This is a genomic window from Pseudomonas sp. Pseu.R1 (assembly GCF_045764065.1).
GTDB lineage: Bacteria > Pseudomonadota > Gammaproteobacteria > Pseudomonadales > Pseudomonadaceae > Aquipseudomonas.
Genome location: NZ_JBJGEE020000001.1, coordinates 2,435,539 through 2,451,616, shown reverse-complemented (window position 1 = coordinate 2,451,616; position 16,078 = coordinate 2,435,539). Strand labels below are relative to the sequence as shown.

At 59.3% G+C, this 16,078-nt stretch carries 13 protein-coding genes; 9 read left to right on the top strand and 4 right to left on the bottom strand.

What is annotated here, in order from left to right:
* Window positions 1–2 precede the first annotated feature (2 nt).
* From ACI5GA_RS11245 to lpxC, 4 genes are all read left to right on the top strand, one after another.
* Window positions 3–875: a cell division protein FtsQ/DivIB gene (locus ACI5GA_RS11245; protein ID WP_404635772.1), complete on the top strand. Its 873-nt coding sequence runs from the start codon at window positions 3–5 to the stop codon at window positions 873–875.
* A 15-nt stretch (window positions 876–890) separates the two neighbouring features.
* Window positions 891–2,150, top strand: a complete 1,260-nt coding sequence (ftsA, locus tag ACI5GA_RS11240) for a cell division protein FtsA (protein ID WP_404635773.1) — start codon at window positions 891–893, stop codon at window positions 2,148–2,150.
* A 62-nt stretch (window positions 2,151–2,212) separates the two neighbouring features.
* Entirely contained in the window at window positions 2,213–3,403 is a 1,191-nt protein-coding gene (gene ftsZ, locus ACI5GA_RS11235; protein WP_108236923.1) for a cell division protein FtsZ, read from the top strand.
* 112 nt (window positions 3,404–3,515) lie between these two features.
* Window positions 3,516–4,427: a UDP-3-O-acyl-N-acetylglucosamine deacetylase gene (gene lpxC / locus ACI5GA_RS11230; RefSeq protein ID WP_404635775.1), complete on the top strand. Its 912-nt coding sequence runs from the start codon at window positions 3,516–3,518 to the stop codon at window positions 4,425–4,427.
* A gap of 221 nt (window positions 4,428–4,648) precedes the next feature.
* On the opposite strand, the gene ACI5GA_RS11225 is transcribed toward lpxC, so the two are convergent.
* Entirely contained in the window at window positions 4,649–5,107 is a 459-nt protein-coding gene (locus ACI5GA_RS11225) for a DUF721 domain-containing protein (RefSeq protein ID WP_404635777.1), read from the bottom strand.
* A gap of 317 nt (window positions 5,108–5,424) precedes the next feature.
* Here ACI5GA_RS11225 and secA point away from each other — a divergent pair, with 317 nt between their 5' ends.
* The 3 genes from secA to ACI5GA_RS11210 all read left to right on the top strand — a co-directional run bounded on the left by secA (window position 5,425) and on the right by ACI5GA_RS11210 (window position 10,653).
* Window positions 5,425–8,175 carry a preprotein translocase subunit SecA gene (gene secA / locus ACI5GA_RS11220; RefSeq protein WP_404635779.1) on the top strand — a complete coding sequence of 917 codons (2,751 nt, stop codon included), beginning with the start codon at window positions 5,425–5,427 and terminating at the stop codon, window positions 8,173–8,175.
* Window positions 8,176–8,301: 126 nt separating this feature from the next.
* Window positions 8,302–9,519, top strand: coding sequence for a bifunctional glutamate N-acetyltransferase/amino-acid acetyltransferase ArgJ (gene argJ / locus ACI5GA_RS11215; protein WP_421422800.1), 1,218 nt, complete (start codon window positions 8,302–8,304; stop codon window positions 9,517–9,519).
* Window positions 9,520–9,705: 186 nt separating this feature from the next.
* Window positions 9,706–10,653: a Nudix family hydrolase gene (locus ACI5GA_RS11210; RefSeq protein WP_421422799.1), complete on the top strand. Its 948-nt coding sequence runs from the start codon at window positions 9,706–9,708 to the stop codon at window positions 10,651–10,653.
* Between the two features lie 132 nt (window positions 10,654–10,785).
* Here the strand turns inward: ACI5GA_RS11210 and ACI5GA_RS11205 are convergent, their stop codons facing one another.
* From ACI5GA_RS11205 to ACI5GA_RS11195, 3 genes are all read right to left on the bottom strand, one after another.
* On the bottom strand, window positions 10,786–11,364 hold the full coding sequence (locus ACI5GA_RS11205) for a cob(I)yrinic acid a,c-diamide adenosyltransferase (RefSeq protein ID WP_404635785.1): 579 nt from the start codon (window positions 11,362–11,364) through the stop codon (window positions 10,786–10,788).
* Window positions 11,365–11,368: 4 nt separating this feature from the next.
* On the bottom strand, window positions 11,369–13,417 hold the full coding sequence (locus ACI5GA_RS11200; protein ID WP_404635787.1) for a sensor histidine kinase: 2,049 nt from the start codon (window positions 13,415–13,417) through the stop codon (window positions 11,369–11,371).
* 117 nt (window positions 13,418–13,534) lie between these two features.
* A complete protein-coding gene (locus ACI5GA_RS11195) occupies window positions 13,535–14,470 on the bottom strand; it encodes a putative 2-dehydropantoate 2-reductase (protein ID WP_421422798.1) in 936 nt (311 codons plus the stop codon).
* A 119-nt stretch (window positions 14,471–14,589) separates the two neighbouring features.
* Here ACI5GA_RS11195 and ACI5GA_RS11190 point away from each other — a divergent pair, with 119 nt between their 5' ends.
* Window positions 14,590–15,075: a YajQ family cyclic di-GMP-binding protein gene (locus ACI5GA_RS11190; RefSeq protein WP_404635791.1), complete on the top strand. Its 486-nt coding sequence runs from the start codon at window positions 14,590–14,592 to the stop codon at window positions 15,073–15,075.
* 139 nt (window positions 15,076–15,214) lie between these two features.
* Window positions 15,215–16,069 (top strand): mechanosensitive ion channel family protein, encoded by an 855-nt coding sequence (locus ACI5GA_RS11185; RefSeq protein ID WP_404636255.1) that lies wholly within the window; start codon window positions 15,215–15,217, stop codon window positions 16,067–16,069.
* The last annotated feature ends 9 nt before the right edge of the window (window positions 16,070–16,078 follow it).

The window sequence follows — 16,078 nt, the reverse complement described above, 5'->3', positions numbered from 1 at the left end:
TCATGCTCGGCGCAACGGTACGTCATCAACAACCCGTTTCCGGTGGTCGCAAGCCGGTGCCGCGGGGTGCCAGTCGCATGGTGGCCAAAGAGCCGCTGTCGGCGCGAATGCCTAAACCGAATTTCGGTTTCCTGCGCAGCCTGATGTGGCCCGTGTTGCTGGTGGTATTCGGTTTCGGCACTTACGAAGCGGCCCAGCGTCTGCTGCCTTATGCTGATCGGCCGATCTCGCGGATCAACGTTCAGGGCGACCTGAGCTACATCAGCCAGCAGGCCGTTCAGCAGCGTATCGCGCCTTACGTAGCGACCAGTTTCTTCAACATCGACCTGGCTGGCATGCGTACCGAGCTTGAGCAGATGCCGTGGATTGCCCACGCCGAAGTCCGCCGTGTCTGGCCGGATCAGGTAGTGATCCGTCTGGAAGAACAATTGCCGGTTGCGCGTTGGGGCGACGAAGCCCTGCTGAACAATCAGGGGCAGGCCTTCACCCCGCGTGAACTGTCCAACTACGAACACCTTCCGCAGTTGTTCGGGCCTCAACGGGCCCAACAGCAGGTGATGCAGCAGTACCAGGTGCTGAGCCAGATGTTGCGCCCGCTGGGCTTCTCCATCGCTCGTCTGGAATTGCGCGAGCGAGGCAGTTGGTTCCTCACCACCGGCGCAAACAGCGCAGGCCCCGGTCTGGAGTTGCTGCTGGGGCGTGATCATCTGGTGGAGAAGATGCGCCGCTTTATCGCCATCTACGAAAAAACGCTTAAAGAACAGATCACGAACATTGCGCGAGTAGACCTGCGCTACAACAACGGCTTGGCTGTTGGGTGGCGTGAGCAGGCAGTAGCGCCAACGACGGACAAACCCGCCGTCGCGAAGAATTGATAAGAGGCAGGACCCATGGCAAACGTGCAAAGCGGCAAAATGATCGTCGGATTGGATATCGGCACCTCCAAGGTGGTGGCGCTGGTAGGCGAAGTCGCGGCTGATGGCACGCTGGAAATCGTCGGTATCGGCACCCACCCGTCACGCGGTCTGAAGAAGGGCGTGGTGGTCAACATCGAGTCGACCGTGCAGTCGATTCAACGCGCTGTCGAAGAAGCGCAGTTGATGGCGGGTTGCCGCATCCACTCGGCGTTCGTCGGTGTGGCCGGTAATCACATTCGCAGCCTGAATTCCCACGGCATCGTGGCGATTCGTGACCGCGAAGTGAGCTCTGCGGACCTTGAGCGCGTACTGGACGCGGCTCAGGCGGTCGCGATCCCGGCTGACCAGCGCGTGCTGCACACCCTGCCGCAGGATTACGTGATCGATAACCAGGAAGGCGTTCGTGAGCCACTGGGCATGTCGGGCGTGCGTCTTGAAGCCAAGGTTCACGTCGTGACCTGTGCGGTGAACGCTGCGCAGAACATCGAGAAGTGCGTACGCCGCTGTGGTCTGGAAGTCGACGACATCATCCTGGAGCAACTGGCCTCGGCCTATTCGGTCCTGACGGACGATGAGAAAGAACTGGGCGTGTGTCTGGTGGACATCGGTGGCGGCACCACTGACATCGCGATCTTCACCGAAGGCGCGATTCGTCACACCGCCGTGATCCCGATTGCCGGTGATCAAGTGACCAACGACATCGCCATGGCGCTGCGTACCCCGACCCAGTACGCCGAAGAAATCAAAATCCGTTACGCCTGTGCGCTGGCCAAGCTGGCCGGTGCCGGTGAAACCATCAAAGTGCCGAGCGTGGGCGACCGTCCACCTCGCGAACTGTCCCGTCAGGCGCTGGCCGAGGTGGTCGAGCCGCGCTATGACGAGCTGTTCACCCTGATTCAGGCCGAACTGCGTCGCAGCGGTTACGAGGACCTGATTCCGGCCGGCATCGTGCTGACCGGTGGCACGTCGAAAATGGAAGGCGCGGTGGAGCTGGCGGAAGAAATCTTCCACATGCCGGTTCGCCTGGGTACTCCGCACAACATCAAAGGGCTCGCGGACGTCGTTCGCAACCCGATCTACTCCACTGGTGTCGGCCTGTTGCTCTACGGACTGCAAAAGCAGTCTGACGGCATCTCGCTGTCCGGCCTGACCGGCTCCAGTAGCAGTTATAGCGATGAACCTAAGGCACCCGTGTTTGAGCGTCTCAAGCGCTGGGTCCAGGGGAATTTCTAAGTTTCAAAAAGTGGTAGGCGGCAGTAGGCGATAAAAAACTAGAGAAGTGAAGGAGAGGGAACATGTTCGAGCTCGTAGACAACATCCCACAAAGCCCGGTAATCAAAGTTATCGGTGTCGGTGGTGGCGGCGGCAACGCGGTCAATCACATGGTCAAGAGCAACATCGAAGGCGTTGAGTTCATCTGCGCCAACACCGATGCTCAAGCCCTGAAAAACATTGGCGCACGCACCATTCTGCAATTGGGCACTGGCGTGACCAAAGGTCTGGGTGCCGGTGCCAACCCTGAAGTGGGTCGTCAGGCTGCGCTGGAAGATCGTGAGCGCATTGCGGAAGTGCTGCAGGGCACCAACATGGTCTTCATCACCACCGGCATGGGTGGCGGTACCGGTACCGGTGCAGCGCCGATCATCGCCGAGGTGGCCAAGGAACTGGGCATTCTGACCGTTGCGGTCGTGACCCGTCCGTTCCCGTTCGAAGGCCGCAAGCGTATGCAGATCGCCGACGAAGGCATCCGCGCGCTGTCCGAAAGCGTCGACTCGTTGATCACCATCCCCAACGAGAAGCTGCTGACCATCCTGGGCAAAGACGCAAGCCTCTTGTCGGCTTTCGCCAAGGCTGACGATGTACTGGCCGGTGCCGTTCGCGGTATCTCCGACATCATCAAGCGTCCTGGCATGATCAACGTCGACTTCGCCGACGTACGCACCGTGATGTCCGAAATGGGCATGGCGATGATGGGCACCGGCGCGGCCAGCGGTCCGAACCGTGCGCGTGAGGCCACCGAAGCGGCCATTCGCAACCCGCTGCTGGAAGACGTGAACCTGCAAGGTGCTCGCGGCATTCTGGTCAACATCACTGCCGGTCCTGACCTTTCTCTGGGTGAGTACTCCGACGTGGGTAGCATCATCGAAGCGTTCGCCTCCGAGCACGCGATGGTCAAGGTCGGTACCGTTATCGATCCGGACATGCGCGACGAGTTGCACGTGACCGTGGTTGCCACCGGCCTGGGTGCAAAAATCGAGAAGCCTGTGAAGGTTATCGACAACACCATGCAAACCGCTCAAGCCGCTCCCGTGCAGCAACAAGCCGTTCGCCAGGAGCAGCCGTCGGTGAATTACCGCGATCTGGACCGTCCTACCGTGATGCGCAATCAGGCTCACGCAGGCGCCACGGCAGCGGCAAAAATGAATCCGCAAGACGATCTGGATTACCTGGACATTCCAGCTTTCCTGCGTCGTCAGGCCGATTGATGAGTTCTATCAGGGGTATAAGGGTGATTGGTGTTCAGCAAAGGCCAGGTCTGCTATCATCGCCAGCCTTTGTTGATACTAATTCGCGATATGCGCTGAAGCGGCCAATGCCATGATTAAACAACGCACCCTGAAGAATATTATCCGTGCCACAGGTATCGGCCTGCACTCGGGGGAAAAGGTTTACCTGACCCTCAAACCTGCACCTGTGAACGCTGGCATTGTGTTTTTCCGTACCGACCTTGAGCCGGTTGTCCAGATCAACGCACACGCGCTGAATGTGGGCGACACCACGCTTTCCACAACGCTGTTCAACGGCGATGTGAAGGTCGATACGGTTGAACACTTGCTGTCGGCCATGGCTGGCCTTGGCATCGATAACGCCTACGTTGAACTCTCTGCCTCCGAAGTTCCGATCATGGACGGCAGCGCAGGTCCCTTCGTATTCCTGATTCAGTCAGCTGGCCTGGAAGAACAGGACGCACCGAAGAAATTCATTCGCATTCTGAAAGAAGTCTGCGTGGAAGAAGACGGCAAATACGCCAAGTTCGTGCCGTTCGAAGGTTTCAAGGTGAGCTTCGAAATAGATTTCGATCACCCGTACCTGAAGAACCGCACACAAACCGCGAGCGTCGACTTCTCCAGCACTTCCTTCGTGAAAGAAGTGAGCCGTGCGCGTACTTTCGGTTTCATGAAAGACATCGAGTACCTGCGCAAGCACAACCTTGCTCTGGGCGGCAGCGTCGAAAACGCGATCGTCGTGGACAAGGACGGCGTATTGAACGAAGACGGTCTTCGCTATGAAGACGAATTCGTCAAACACAAGATCCTGGATGCCATCGGTGACCTGTATCTGCTGGGTAACAGCTTGATCGGCGAGTACCAGGGCTTCAAGTCTGGACACGGTCTGAACAACCGTCTGCTGCGTGCGTTGATCGCACAGCCAGATGCGTTTGAAGTCGTGACATTCGAAGATGCCAGTACTGCACCGATCTCATACATGCGCCCTGTAGCGGCGGTGTAACCACACCTCTTCTTCTTAGTTTGAATATTTCAGGCCACCTTCGGGTGGCCTTTTTTATTTGGATTGGCAATCAGGTAGCGGTGCCGCTGCAACTACGACTGCCGTTGATCTTGGGACGTTCTCTATTCAGACGCCGCAGAGCGTGACCTGGGCGCTGGCCGAAACGCAAGCCCCAAAGAAGTTGGAACAAGCCGGGAGTAAAGGCTTTTGCTTACTCGGGGTCACGCGTTCTTGACCTTCCCATGCGCCGCCAATCGCTCCAGCGCCGCCCGCAACTTCGGATCAGTGATCCCTTCAGCCGCTTCGTTCAACGCCTCAGCCGCCACAGGCGAAAGATCCCTTGGCTGACCCGGCACGGCGCCGCGCGTGATTGACGGTTGGACCTTCAACGACAGCCGAGTCAGGTTGGCAAATTCCCTGAACGCTACCAACTGCCGCTGCAACCGTTTCTGCTGATAGCGCAATCGCGTGGCCCAGTGCCCGTCGGTCACCACCAGCACCAGCGTACCTTCCCGCCACGAAGCCACATGGCAATGTTCCCGCGCAGCCGGTTGCAACTGACTTTCCAGCAATCGCTGCAAGTGAGCCAGCCGTTGAGCGTGATTGAAAATGGCTTTGAGTGGTCTCGCATCACGCAGAAAAACAGAGGGGGCGCGAGCCGAGAGGGGCCGGAATGCCATGTCAGGTTGCCTTTCGATACAAGTTCACGATGTTACCAGAATGCGTGTCTGCCATTCTCGGCACCGGTGTGGTGTGCCGTGAGCCGGGCGATTATGAAGAAAACTTTATGTAATCTGATGCCTGTACGGGTTGAAGTCCGAAGAAATGCCCCTATTGTACTTCTGCCCCGTAACATTGCAGTGCCAGCATCGTGGAATAACGCCACTTTCCTCACCACCATTTCCGGGTAGAATGCTCGTTCGCATGCGGCCATGAGGGCTGCACGGGCGACTCACGGGGCCGCCCTCCATTCCTATGTGTGGAAGATCCTGTCGATATGTTTGCACCTTTGTTAAAAAAACTTTTCGGAAGCAAGAACGAGCGCGAAGTGAAGCGCATGCTCAAGACGGTCCAGATCGTCAATGGCTTCGAAGAGCAAATGGTGGCCCTTTCGGACGAGCAGCTGCGCGCCAAGACCGAAGAGTTCAAGGCCCGTATCGCCAAAGGTGAGACCCTCGATAAGCTCCTGCCTGAAGCCTTCGCGGTCTGCCGTGAAGCGGGTAAACGCATCATGGGAATGCGTCACTTCGACGTTCAGCTGATCGGCGGCATGACGCTGCACGAAGGCATGATCGCCGAAATGCGTACCGGTGAAGGTAAAACCCTGGTAGCCACCCTGGCGGTGTACCTCAACGCGCTGTCTGGCAAGGGCGTGCATGTGGTGACCGTGAACGACTACCTGGCCCGTCGTGACGCCAACTGGATGCGTCCGTTGTATGAGTTCCTCGGCCTGACCGTCGGCGTCGTCACGCCGTTCCAGCCGCCTGAAGAAAAGCGTGCTGCGTATAACTCCGATATCACCTACGGCACTAACAACGAATTCGGCTTCGACTACCTGCGCGACAACATGGCGTTCAGCCTGGAAGACAAATTCCAACGCGAGCTGAACTTCGCCGTGATCGACGAAGTGGACTCCATCCTCATCGACGAAGCCCGTACCCCGCTGATCATTTCCGGCCAGGCCGAAGACAGCTCCAAGCTGTACACCGAAATCAACAAGCTGATCCCCAAACTCGAACAACACATCGAGGAAGTGGAAGGCCAGGTGACCAAACAGGGCCACTTCACCATCGACGAGAAATCCCGTCAGGTGGAACTGAACGAGGCCGGTCACCAGTTCATCGAAGAGATGCTGACCCAGGTCGGTCTGCTGGCCGAAGGCGAGAGCCTGTATTCGGCGCACAACCTGGGCCTGCTGACTCACGTTTACGCCGGTCTGCGTGCGCACAAGCTGTTCCATCGCAACGTTGAATACATCGTTCAGGATGGCGGCATCATGCTGGTCGACGAACACACCGGCCGCACCATGCCGGGTCGTCGTCTGTCGGAAGGCCTGCACCAGGCGATCGAAGCCAAAGAGCACCTGAACATTCAGGCCGAGAGCCAGACGCTGGCATCGACAACGTTCCAGAACTACTTCCGTCTGTACAACAAGCTGTCTGGCATGACCGGTACGGCGGACACCGAAGCGTTCGAATTCCACCAGATCTACGCACTGGCCGTGATGGTCATTCCGCCGAACAAGCCGTTGGCGCGTAAAGACTTCAACGACCTGGTGTACCTGACCGCTGACGAGAAATACGCAGCGATCATCACTGACATCAAGGCCTGCCTGGCCGAGCAGCGTCCGGTGCTGGTGGGTACCGCGACCATCGAAACCTCCGAGCACATGTCCAACCTGCTCAAAAAGGAAGGTATCGATCACAAGGTCCTGAACGCCAAGTTCCACGAAAAAGAAGCCGAGATCATCGCGCAGGCCGGTCGTCCGGGCGCCCTGACCATCGCCACCAACATGGCCGGTCGTGGTACCGACATCCTGTTGGGCGGTAACTGGGAAGTGGAAGTCGCGAGCCTCGAAGATCCGACGCCAGAGCAGATCGCCCAGATCAAGGCCGATTGGCAGAAGCGTCATCAGCAAGTGATCCAGGCCGGTGGTCTGCATGTGATCGCCTCCGAGCGCCACGAATCCCGTCGTATCGACAACCAGTTGCGTGGTCGCGCCGGTCGTCAGGGCGACACCGGTTCGAGCCGTTTCTACCTGTCGCTGGAAGACAGCCTGATGCGCATTTTCGCCTCTGACCGGGTGAAGAATTTCATGAAAGCGCTGGGCATGCAGTCCGGTGAGGCGATCGAGCACCGAATGGTGACCAATGCCATCGAGAAGGCCCAGCGCAAGGTTGAAGGCCGCAACTTCGACATTCGTAAGCAACTGCTGGAGTTCGACGACGTCTCCAACGAACAGCGTAAAGTGATCTACCACATGCGCAACAGCCTGCTGGCTGCGGCGAATATTGGTGACACCATTGCCGAATTCCGCGAAGAGGTCCTCGATGCCACCATCACCGCGCACATTCCGCCACAGTCGCTGCCAGAGCAGTGGGACGTGGCGGGTCTGGAAGCGGCGCTGAACAGCGACTTCGGCGTGAAACTGCCGATTCAGCAGTGGCTGGACGAAGATGACCATCTGCACGAAGAAAACCTGCGTCCGAAACTGCTGGAAGCCATCCTGTCGGCTTACAACGAGAAGGAAGATCAGGCGAGCGCCGAAGCGTTGCGCACCTTCGAGAAACAGATTCTGCTGCGCGTGCTGGACGACCTGTGGAAAGACCACCTGTCGACCATGGACCACTTGCGTCACGGTATTCACCTGCGCGGCTACGCTCAGAAGAACCCGAAACAGGAATACAAGCGCGAGTCCTTCACGCTGTTCCAGGAACTGCTGGATTCGATCAAGCGCGACACCATTCGTGTGCTGTCTCACGTTCAGGTGCGCCGCGAAGATCCGGCCGAAGAGGAAGCGCGTCTGCGTCGCGAAGCCGAAGAGCTGGCTCAGCGCATGCAGTTCCAGCACGCCGAAGCGCCAGGTCTGGATCAGCCGACCGCGCTGGCAGAAGAGGGCGATGACGTCGCCGTCGCGGCTGCCACCGCTATGTCGCCGGTTCGCAACGACCAGAAACTGGGTCGTAACGAATTGTGCTGGTGCGGTTCGGGCAAGAAATTCAAACACTGCCATGGCCAGATTTCCTGAGTAACAATCCGGCTGTAGCATCACCGTAATCCCACGCCGCGACTGGCCTAGCCGTCGCGGCGTTTTTCAATCATTCGCGCCGTCGTGGCACTGCCCGTCGGCCTGGCTATTCAAGGAGCGCATTTCATGGCTGTTGGTCTTGGTCCTCTGCCGACGCTGCACCCGGTTCCCGGTTTTGAACTCGGCATCGCCTCTGCCGGTATCAAGCGCCCAGGGCGTAAGGACGTTGTGGTCATGCGCTGCGCCGAAGGCTCCAGCGTTGCAGGCGTGTTCACCCTGAACGCGTTTTGCGCCGCTCCGGTGATCCTGTCCAAGCAGCGCGTGGGCGGCACTGTTCGCTACCTGTTGACCAACACCGGTAACGCCAACGCGGGCACCGGTGAGCCGGGCTTGCGTGCCGCCGAGCGCACCACTGCCAAGCTGGCTGAGCTGACTGGCGTCGACGCCAGCGCCATTCTGCCGTTCTCCACCGGGGTGATCGGTGAGCCGCTGCCTGTGGAAAAGATCGAAGGCGCCCTGCAAGCCGCGTTGGACGACCTGTCTGTGGATAACTGGGCGGCTGCGGCCACCGGCATCATGACCACCGACACCCTGCCAAAAGGCGCGAGCCGTCAGTTCCAGATCGATGGCGTGACTGTCACCGTGACCGGCATCAGCAAGGGCGCGGGCATGATTCGTCCGAACATGGCGACCATGCTCGGCTACATCGCCACCGACGCTAAAGTCTCCCAGAGCGTGTTGCAGGACCTGATCCGCGACGGTGCCAACAAGTCGTTCAACCGCATCACCATTGATGGCGACACCTCGACCAACGACTGCTGCATGCTCGTTGCGACCGGCCAGGCCAACCTGCCGGAAGTCACCGAAGCCAAAGGCCCGCTGTTCGATGCGCTGAAAAAGGCCGTGTTCGAAGTCTGCATGGACGTGGCGCAAGCCATCGTGCGTGACGGCGAAGGCGCCACCAAGTTCGTGACTGTTGAAGTCAACGGCGGCGGCACTCACCAGGAGTGTCTGGACGTTGGCTACACCGTCGCCCATTCGCCACTGATCAAGACCGCACTGTTCGCTTCCGACCCGAACTGGGGCCGTATTCTGGCCGCTGTGGGCCGTGCTGGCGTGCCGGATCTGGACGTGAGCAAGATCGACGTGTTTCTGAGCGGCGTGTGCATCGCCAGCAAGGGCGCTCGCGCGACGACCTACACCGAAGAGCAAGGCTCGGCAGTGATGGCCAAGGAAGAAATCACCATTCGCATCGAACTGGGCCGTGGTGAGTGCAGCGAAACCATCTGGACCACCGACCTGTCCCACGAGTACGTGAAGATCAACGCGGAATACCGCACCTGATTGGATCGTGTGTCGAGTGTCTTTGGTTGGACACTGTTCTTGTGGGAGCCGGCTTGCTGGCGAATGCGGTGAGTCAGTGACGAATGAGTTGACTGACAGGTCGCTTTCGCCAGCAAGCCGGCTCCCACAGTGATACGCGTCGAACCATAGATTTGTATTCGATGCCGATTCTGAGGAATACCGAACGTGAAACGCATCCATGTAGCCGCCGCCGTCATCCGTGGCGCCGACGGCAAGATTCTCATTGCCCGGCGCGCTGACACGCAGCATCAGGGCGGCTTATGGGAGTTTCCCGGTGGCAAGGTCGAGCCCGACGAAACCGTCGAAGCGGGATTGTCCCGCGAGTTGAAGGAAGAACTGGGCATTACGGTCACCAAGGCGCGGCCCCTGATCAAGATCAAACACGACTACCCCGACAAGCAGGTGTTACTGGATGTCTGGGAAGTTTCGTCTTTTACTGGCGAGCCCCATGGCGCCGAGGGGCAGCCACTGGCCTGGGTGTCCAACAAAGAGCTGGCCGGGTATGAATTCCCTGCGGCGAACAAGCCGATCGTGGCCGCCGCACGGCTGCCGGGTGAGTACCTGATCACTCCGGATGGCCTCGACACGCCGCAGTTGCTGCAAGGCATGCAGAAGGCCATTGCCGGTGGCATCAAGCTGATTCAGCTACGCGCGCCGAACGGATACGACCCTAAATACCGCGACATCGCGGTGGATGCGGTAGGCTTGTGCGCAGGCAAGGCGCAGTTGATGCTCAAAGGCCCGCTGGAGTGGCTGGGCGACTTTCCGGCTGCGGGTTGGCACCTGACCAGCGAGCAACTGCACAAGTACGCCAGCAAAGGCCGTCCTTTCCCGGAAGAGCGCTGGTTGGCGGCGTCTTGCCATAGCGCTGAAGAACTGTCCTTGGCTGAGCAGATGGGTGTGGATTTCGTCACCCTGTCACCGGTTCAACCGACCCAGACGCACCCGGATGCCACGCCGTTGGGCTGGGAGCAGGCGCGGGCGATGATAGACGGGTTCAGCAAGCCGGTCTATCTGTTGGGCGGGGTAGGGCCCGCGCAGCGGGAACAGGCGTGGGAAAACGGCGCGCAGGGCGTGGCCGGAATCCGCGCGTTCTGGCCACACGGGGTTTGATTGCAACGATGATCGCCTAGGAGCCGACTTGCTGGCGAATGCGTCGGGTCAGTTGCAGATAGGCAGCAGACACACCGCATTCGCCAGCAAGCCGGCTCCCACAGGTTAACCCCATCGAATTGTTATTTGTGGTCACTCCGGCTTCTTCGCTGCCTCCCACAAAATCTCCGCCACACCCTGCCTGCGTGCGATGATTCGTGCGGCAACAAACAGCAGATCCGACAGGCGATTGATGTACGCCAACCCCACGCCAGCCAGCGGCTCGATCGCATTGAGGTGCTGACAGCGGCGTTCTGCACTGCGCGCCAGGCTGCGGCAAACATGGGCTTGGGCAATCAACGTAGAACCACCGGGCAGGATGAAATTCTCCAGCGGTCCCACTTCTTCGTTCCACTCATCAATCGCCGCTTCCAGCCGCTCGAGTTCGGCCGCATTCAGCGCCTGATACTCGGGCATTGCTAACTCGCCACCCAAGTCGAACAACCGGTGCTGACACGGCGCCAGTACATCGATGACGTCCTGCATCGCAGGCACTGAATGGGCCAACCCTTCAAGCCCCGCCAGCAGCAAACCCAACTGGCTGTTCAGCGTATCGACTTCGCCAATGGCCTCGACTCGCGGATGGTCCTTGGGTACGCGGCGGCCATCGCCCAAGCCGGTTTCGCCCTTGTCGCCAGTGCGTGTGTAAATTTTCGACAAGCGAAATCCCATCGTTTTACTCCCGGTCGTTTTGACCAATGACTTGCGGGGCAGGCACGTTCATCGGATTGCCTGCCAGCGGCAGACGAAGCGTGAAACAGGTGCCCTGGCCGACGGTGGAATGCACCTCCATCTGGCCTTTGTGGTTGTTGGTGATGATGAAATACGAGACAGACAGGCCCAGCCCGGTGCCCTGACCGACTTCCTTGGTGGTGAAGAACGGCTCGAAGATGCGTTTGCGCACGTTCTCGGGCATGCCGATGCCGTTGTCCTCCACCTGAATTTCCGCCCACGGCGGGTTCAGCCGGGTGCGCAGAATGATGCGCCCCGGATCGGCGTCGTGGTCTCGCATGTGAATGGCTTGCGCGGCGTTTTTCAGCAGATTGAGCAGCACTTGTTCCAGTTCGTTGGCCGTGCCGGGGACGGGGCCGAGTTTCGCATCGAACTGGCGCAGGATGTTCTGGCCCTTGAAGTCGAAGCCGATGGTCAGATCGAAGTCGTTGCTGGCGATTTCTACTGCCTGATCGATCAGCGCGGGGAGATCGCACGGCGCCATCTGTCGGTTGCTGCGGCGGCTGAAACTGAGCATGTGGCTGACGATCTTCGCCGCCCGCCCACCGGCTTGTTGAATGCCGTCGAGCAATTGCGGCACTTCCCGCGCGCTGAGGTATTGATTCACCGCCGCCAGTTCGATGCCTTCCTGTTCGGCCTGTTCCAGGTTCTTCGGCAGCTCAGGGGACAAGCGGCGTCGTATGTTCTGCACGTTGTGCATGATCGCGCCAAGCGGGTTGTTGATTTCGTGGGCCATGCCTGCAGCCAGACCACCGACCGAGAGCATTTTTTCCGACTGCACCATCATGTCCTCCAGCGACAGGCGCTGGGTGATGTCGTCGATGCGGATCACCACACCACGCCCGGCGCCGCCGGTCAGCGGGTAGAAGGTCAGGGCGAAGTGGCGGGTGAGGTCGTCTTTGACCCACGTCACGCGCTCGATCTTGGTGACGGTGTGCTTCTCGACGGTCTGCTTGATCTGCGGCAGGAACGCCTTCATCGGCGGGAACGCGAGGAATATCGGCTGGTTCAAAGCCTCGTCCAGTGGCGTGCCGGAGAGGGCGCCCGCTTCCTGGTTCCACTGGGTCACGTACAACTGTTCGTCCAGTGCGATCAGCGCCGAAGGCATGGAGTCGATGATGCTGTTCAGATAATTCTGAAAACCGGTGAGCTTTTTCTCGATCTTGCTGCGAACCTGCACTTCCAGTTCCAACTTGCGGTTGGTGTGACGGGTTTCTTCCGCCAGCCCTTGAGCTTGATCGTAAGCTTCCTGAGATTCATCGCGAGCGCGCTTGAGCTGCTGCTCGCGGGCTTCCATGCGCGACAGCATCGTGTTGAAGGCCTCGGCGAGGGAGCCGATTTCGTCCCGATTACCAGGGCCTGCGCGCAGGGCGTAGTTCTCTTCGCGCGTGACTCGGCGCGATAGTTCTTCCAGTTGATAGATCGGTTCGGTGATGAAGCGGCGAATCTGCCGGGCCACACCCGCCCACAGCAGGACGCTGAAAATCAGAATGCCCAGACTCGCCGTCAGCGTGCCGGTGTAGAACGCTGTGGGCAGTTCGCTGCTGGCCACCAGCAACAGATGGCCTGGCGCCTGGCCTGGCTTGGGAATCGAGATCACCTGGGTATTGCGAAACTCGGTGATGCGCCAGCTTTCCATGTTGCGGTAATGGTCCGGCAGACGCAGTTTGTCGCCTTGCTGCACTTGAGCCAGTCGCTCGCCGGTGCTGTCGTAAACGGCCGCAGCGCGCAGGGGGCCGTAGTTTTTCAGCTCTTTAAGCAAGGCTTGCGCGTTGTAGGGCGAGGACAGCGCCTGCTCGGAGAGGCCAGGGTTGCTGATCAGGCGGCCGATGGTCTGCAACGCCTGGGGGGCCATCGCTTCCTGAGAGATGTAATAGGCGGCACTGATGAAGGTCAGGTTAGCGACCAATAGAACGGTGGTCAGCAGAACCAGCAGGGCGGCCAACAGCTTTTGGCCGACCGGCAGGTTTTCAAGGCGCTGGCGCAATGGCATGGGGCAGGATCACTGGCGAATGGGAATTGGCAGGTTAGCGCTGTTCGCGGCGAGCGCAAACCCGTGATGTAAAGTCTGGAGGCATCTGTGGGGGATATTGCCGCTCCCACAAAGAACTCAATCGTTAGGTAGACCTTTGACAGTCAGGTGCGACACCAACTGTTGACGCAAATCATGCAATAACGGCGCATCAACATTGTGAAGTTCCGCAGCGTCGCACACATACCCCAGCAAATAGCTGATTTCCGTACGTCGCCCCTGCGCCACATCCTGATACATCGACGAGTAATTGGCCGCCGTGGCCTCGATGACCCGGCTCACTTCAGCGTGCAGCCCTTCTGCGGCGGCAGCTTGCCCACAGCCGGTCAGGACGGCGACCAGCTCATCACACAGTGCCGCGACCTCGTCGGCATGCGCGCGCAATTCGCCGTTACGGCACCCATGCAGCACGGTCAGCGGATTGACCGCGCAGTTCAGGGCCAGTTTGCGCCACAGGCGGTCGAGGATATCCGGCGTCCATTCGTGGGGAATGCCCGCCTGTTCGAGAGCGGTGAGCAGTTCAGATGGCGCCTTCTGCTGGCCGTCACCCAGCCAGTTGAAACCCTGCCCGGCAAACACCACGCTGAAATCGTCATCGCGAAAGGCCCCTTCGGTGCTGGACACAAACACGCAGTGAGCCTGAGAAATGGATTCGACGACCGCTTGCTGGCTGCCCAGACCATTTTGCAGCAATAGAACCTGCGCACCAGTCGCCAGCCGTGAAGCGATGCTCGCTACCGCCCGCTCAGCGTCATAGGCCTTGCAGGCCACCAGGAGGCGATGGATGGGCTCGGGGTCGTCGAGGGTTTGCGCGGATATTTGAAAAACGTGTCGCTGGCCTTGCTCGCTCAGCGTCAGGCCGCCTTTGGCGGTGTAAGTGTCCAAGCGTGTTTGATCACGCAGTAGCAAGCGCACAGGTAAACCGGCACGGGCCAGTCGGGTCGCCCACAGACTGCCCAGACTGCCAGCGCCGAGGATGTGCCACACAGAGGATTTCACGGGGAATTGCGCCATACCGGGAGGGGTCGCGATGAACAGAGGAAAAGTCTCGTTATAATGACCGGGTTTTCATCCCGTCAAGTCAGGCGCGCTCGTTGTGCATTGAGCCGCGCCGTATCAATTGGAGAATCTACATGCCCTCGTTCGACGTAGTGTCTGAACTGGATAAACACGAAGTCACGAATGCCGTCGACAACGCGATCAAAGAGCTGGACCGCCGCTACGATCTCAAAGGCAAAGGCAGCTTCGAGTTCAAGGAAAAGGAACTGACCGTCAACCTGACCGCCGAAGCGGAATTCCAGCTTGAGGCGATGATCGAGATCCTGAAAATGGCGCTGATCAAACGCAAGATCGACGTGCAGTGTCTGGAAGTGAAGGACGCCTACGCCTCCGGCAAGGTGATGAAGCAGGAAGCCACCCTCAAGGAAGGCATCGACAAGGAACTGGCGAAGAAGATCGTCGCTCACATCAAGGAAGCCAAGCTCAAGGTTCAGGCCGCCATTCAGGGCGAACAGGTTCGTGTGACCGGCAAGAAACGTGACGACCTGCAAGAAGCCATCGCCGCCCTGCGCGGTCACGAATTCGGCATGCCGCTGCAGTTCAACAACTTCCGCGACTGATCGTCTCCTCGATTTGCCCCGACGCGGGAACCTGCCGGGTTTGTGCACGTCGGAGTGCAGGTCATCTTGAAGCGGTGCACCCTGAGAGGCGCATCGCTTCAGTCTTTCGTTTCGCGACCACAAGGAGCACTCAATGGATCTGGATTTGAACGGCCAGGTGGATCATCTGGTCAAGGCTTCCCAAGCCTGGATTCCCATGGTCATGCAGTACGGCAGCCGCGTGCTGCTGGCGCTTGTCGTATTGCTCATCGGCTGGTGGCTGATCAACAAACTGACCGCCAAAGTCAGCGCGCTGTTGGCTTATCGTCATGTGGATCTGGCGCTGCAAGGCTTCATCGGCAGCCTGGCCAACATCATTCTGAAGATTTTGCTGATCGTCAGCGTTGCATCGATGATCGGTGTCGAAACCACCTCGTTCGTGGCCGCCATTGGTGCTGCGGGCCTGGCCATTGGTCTGGCGCTGCAAGGCAGTCTGGCCAACTTTGCCGGTGGGGTGCTGATTCTGCTGTTTCGTCCGTTTCGCATCGGTGACTGGATCGAAGCGCAGGGCGTGGCGGGGACTGTGGACAGCATTCAGATTTTCCACACCATCCTGCGCACTGGCGATAACAAGACCGTGATCCTGCCGAATGGCAATCTGTCCAACGGCATTATCACCAACACCAACCGCCAGCCGACCCGTAAAGTGGTGTTCGACGTGGGTGTGGACTACGACGCCGATCTGCAGAAGGCTCGCGAAGTCCTGCTGGAACTGGCCAAGGACCCGCGTGTACTGGCCGAGCCTGCGCCAGTGGCAGTGGTGTCGACGCTGGGCGACAGCTCGATCACCGTGTCGCTGCGTTTGTGGACCAAGACGTCGGATTACTGGGACGTGATGTTCATGCTCAACGCTGAAGCCCGCGATCGCCTGCGTGCCGAGAACATCGACATCCCGTTCCCGCAGCGCGTGATTCGTGTGGTGCAGGAGCAGCAGGAAGCGACGACTCAGCGTTAATTCGTCTGC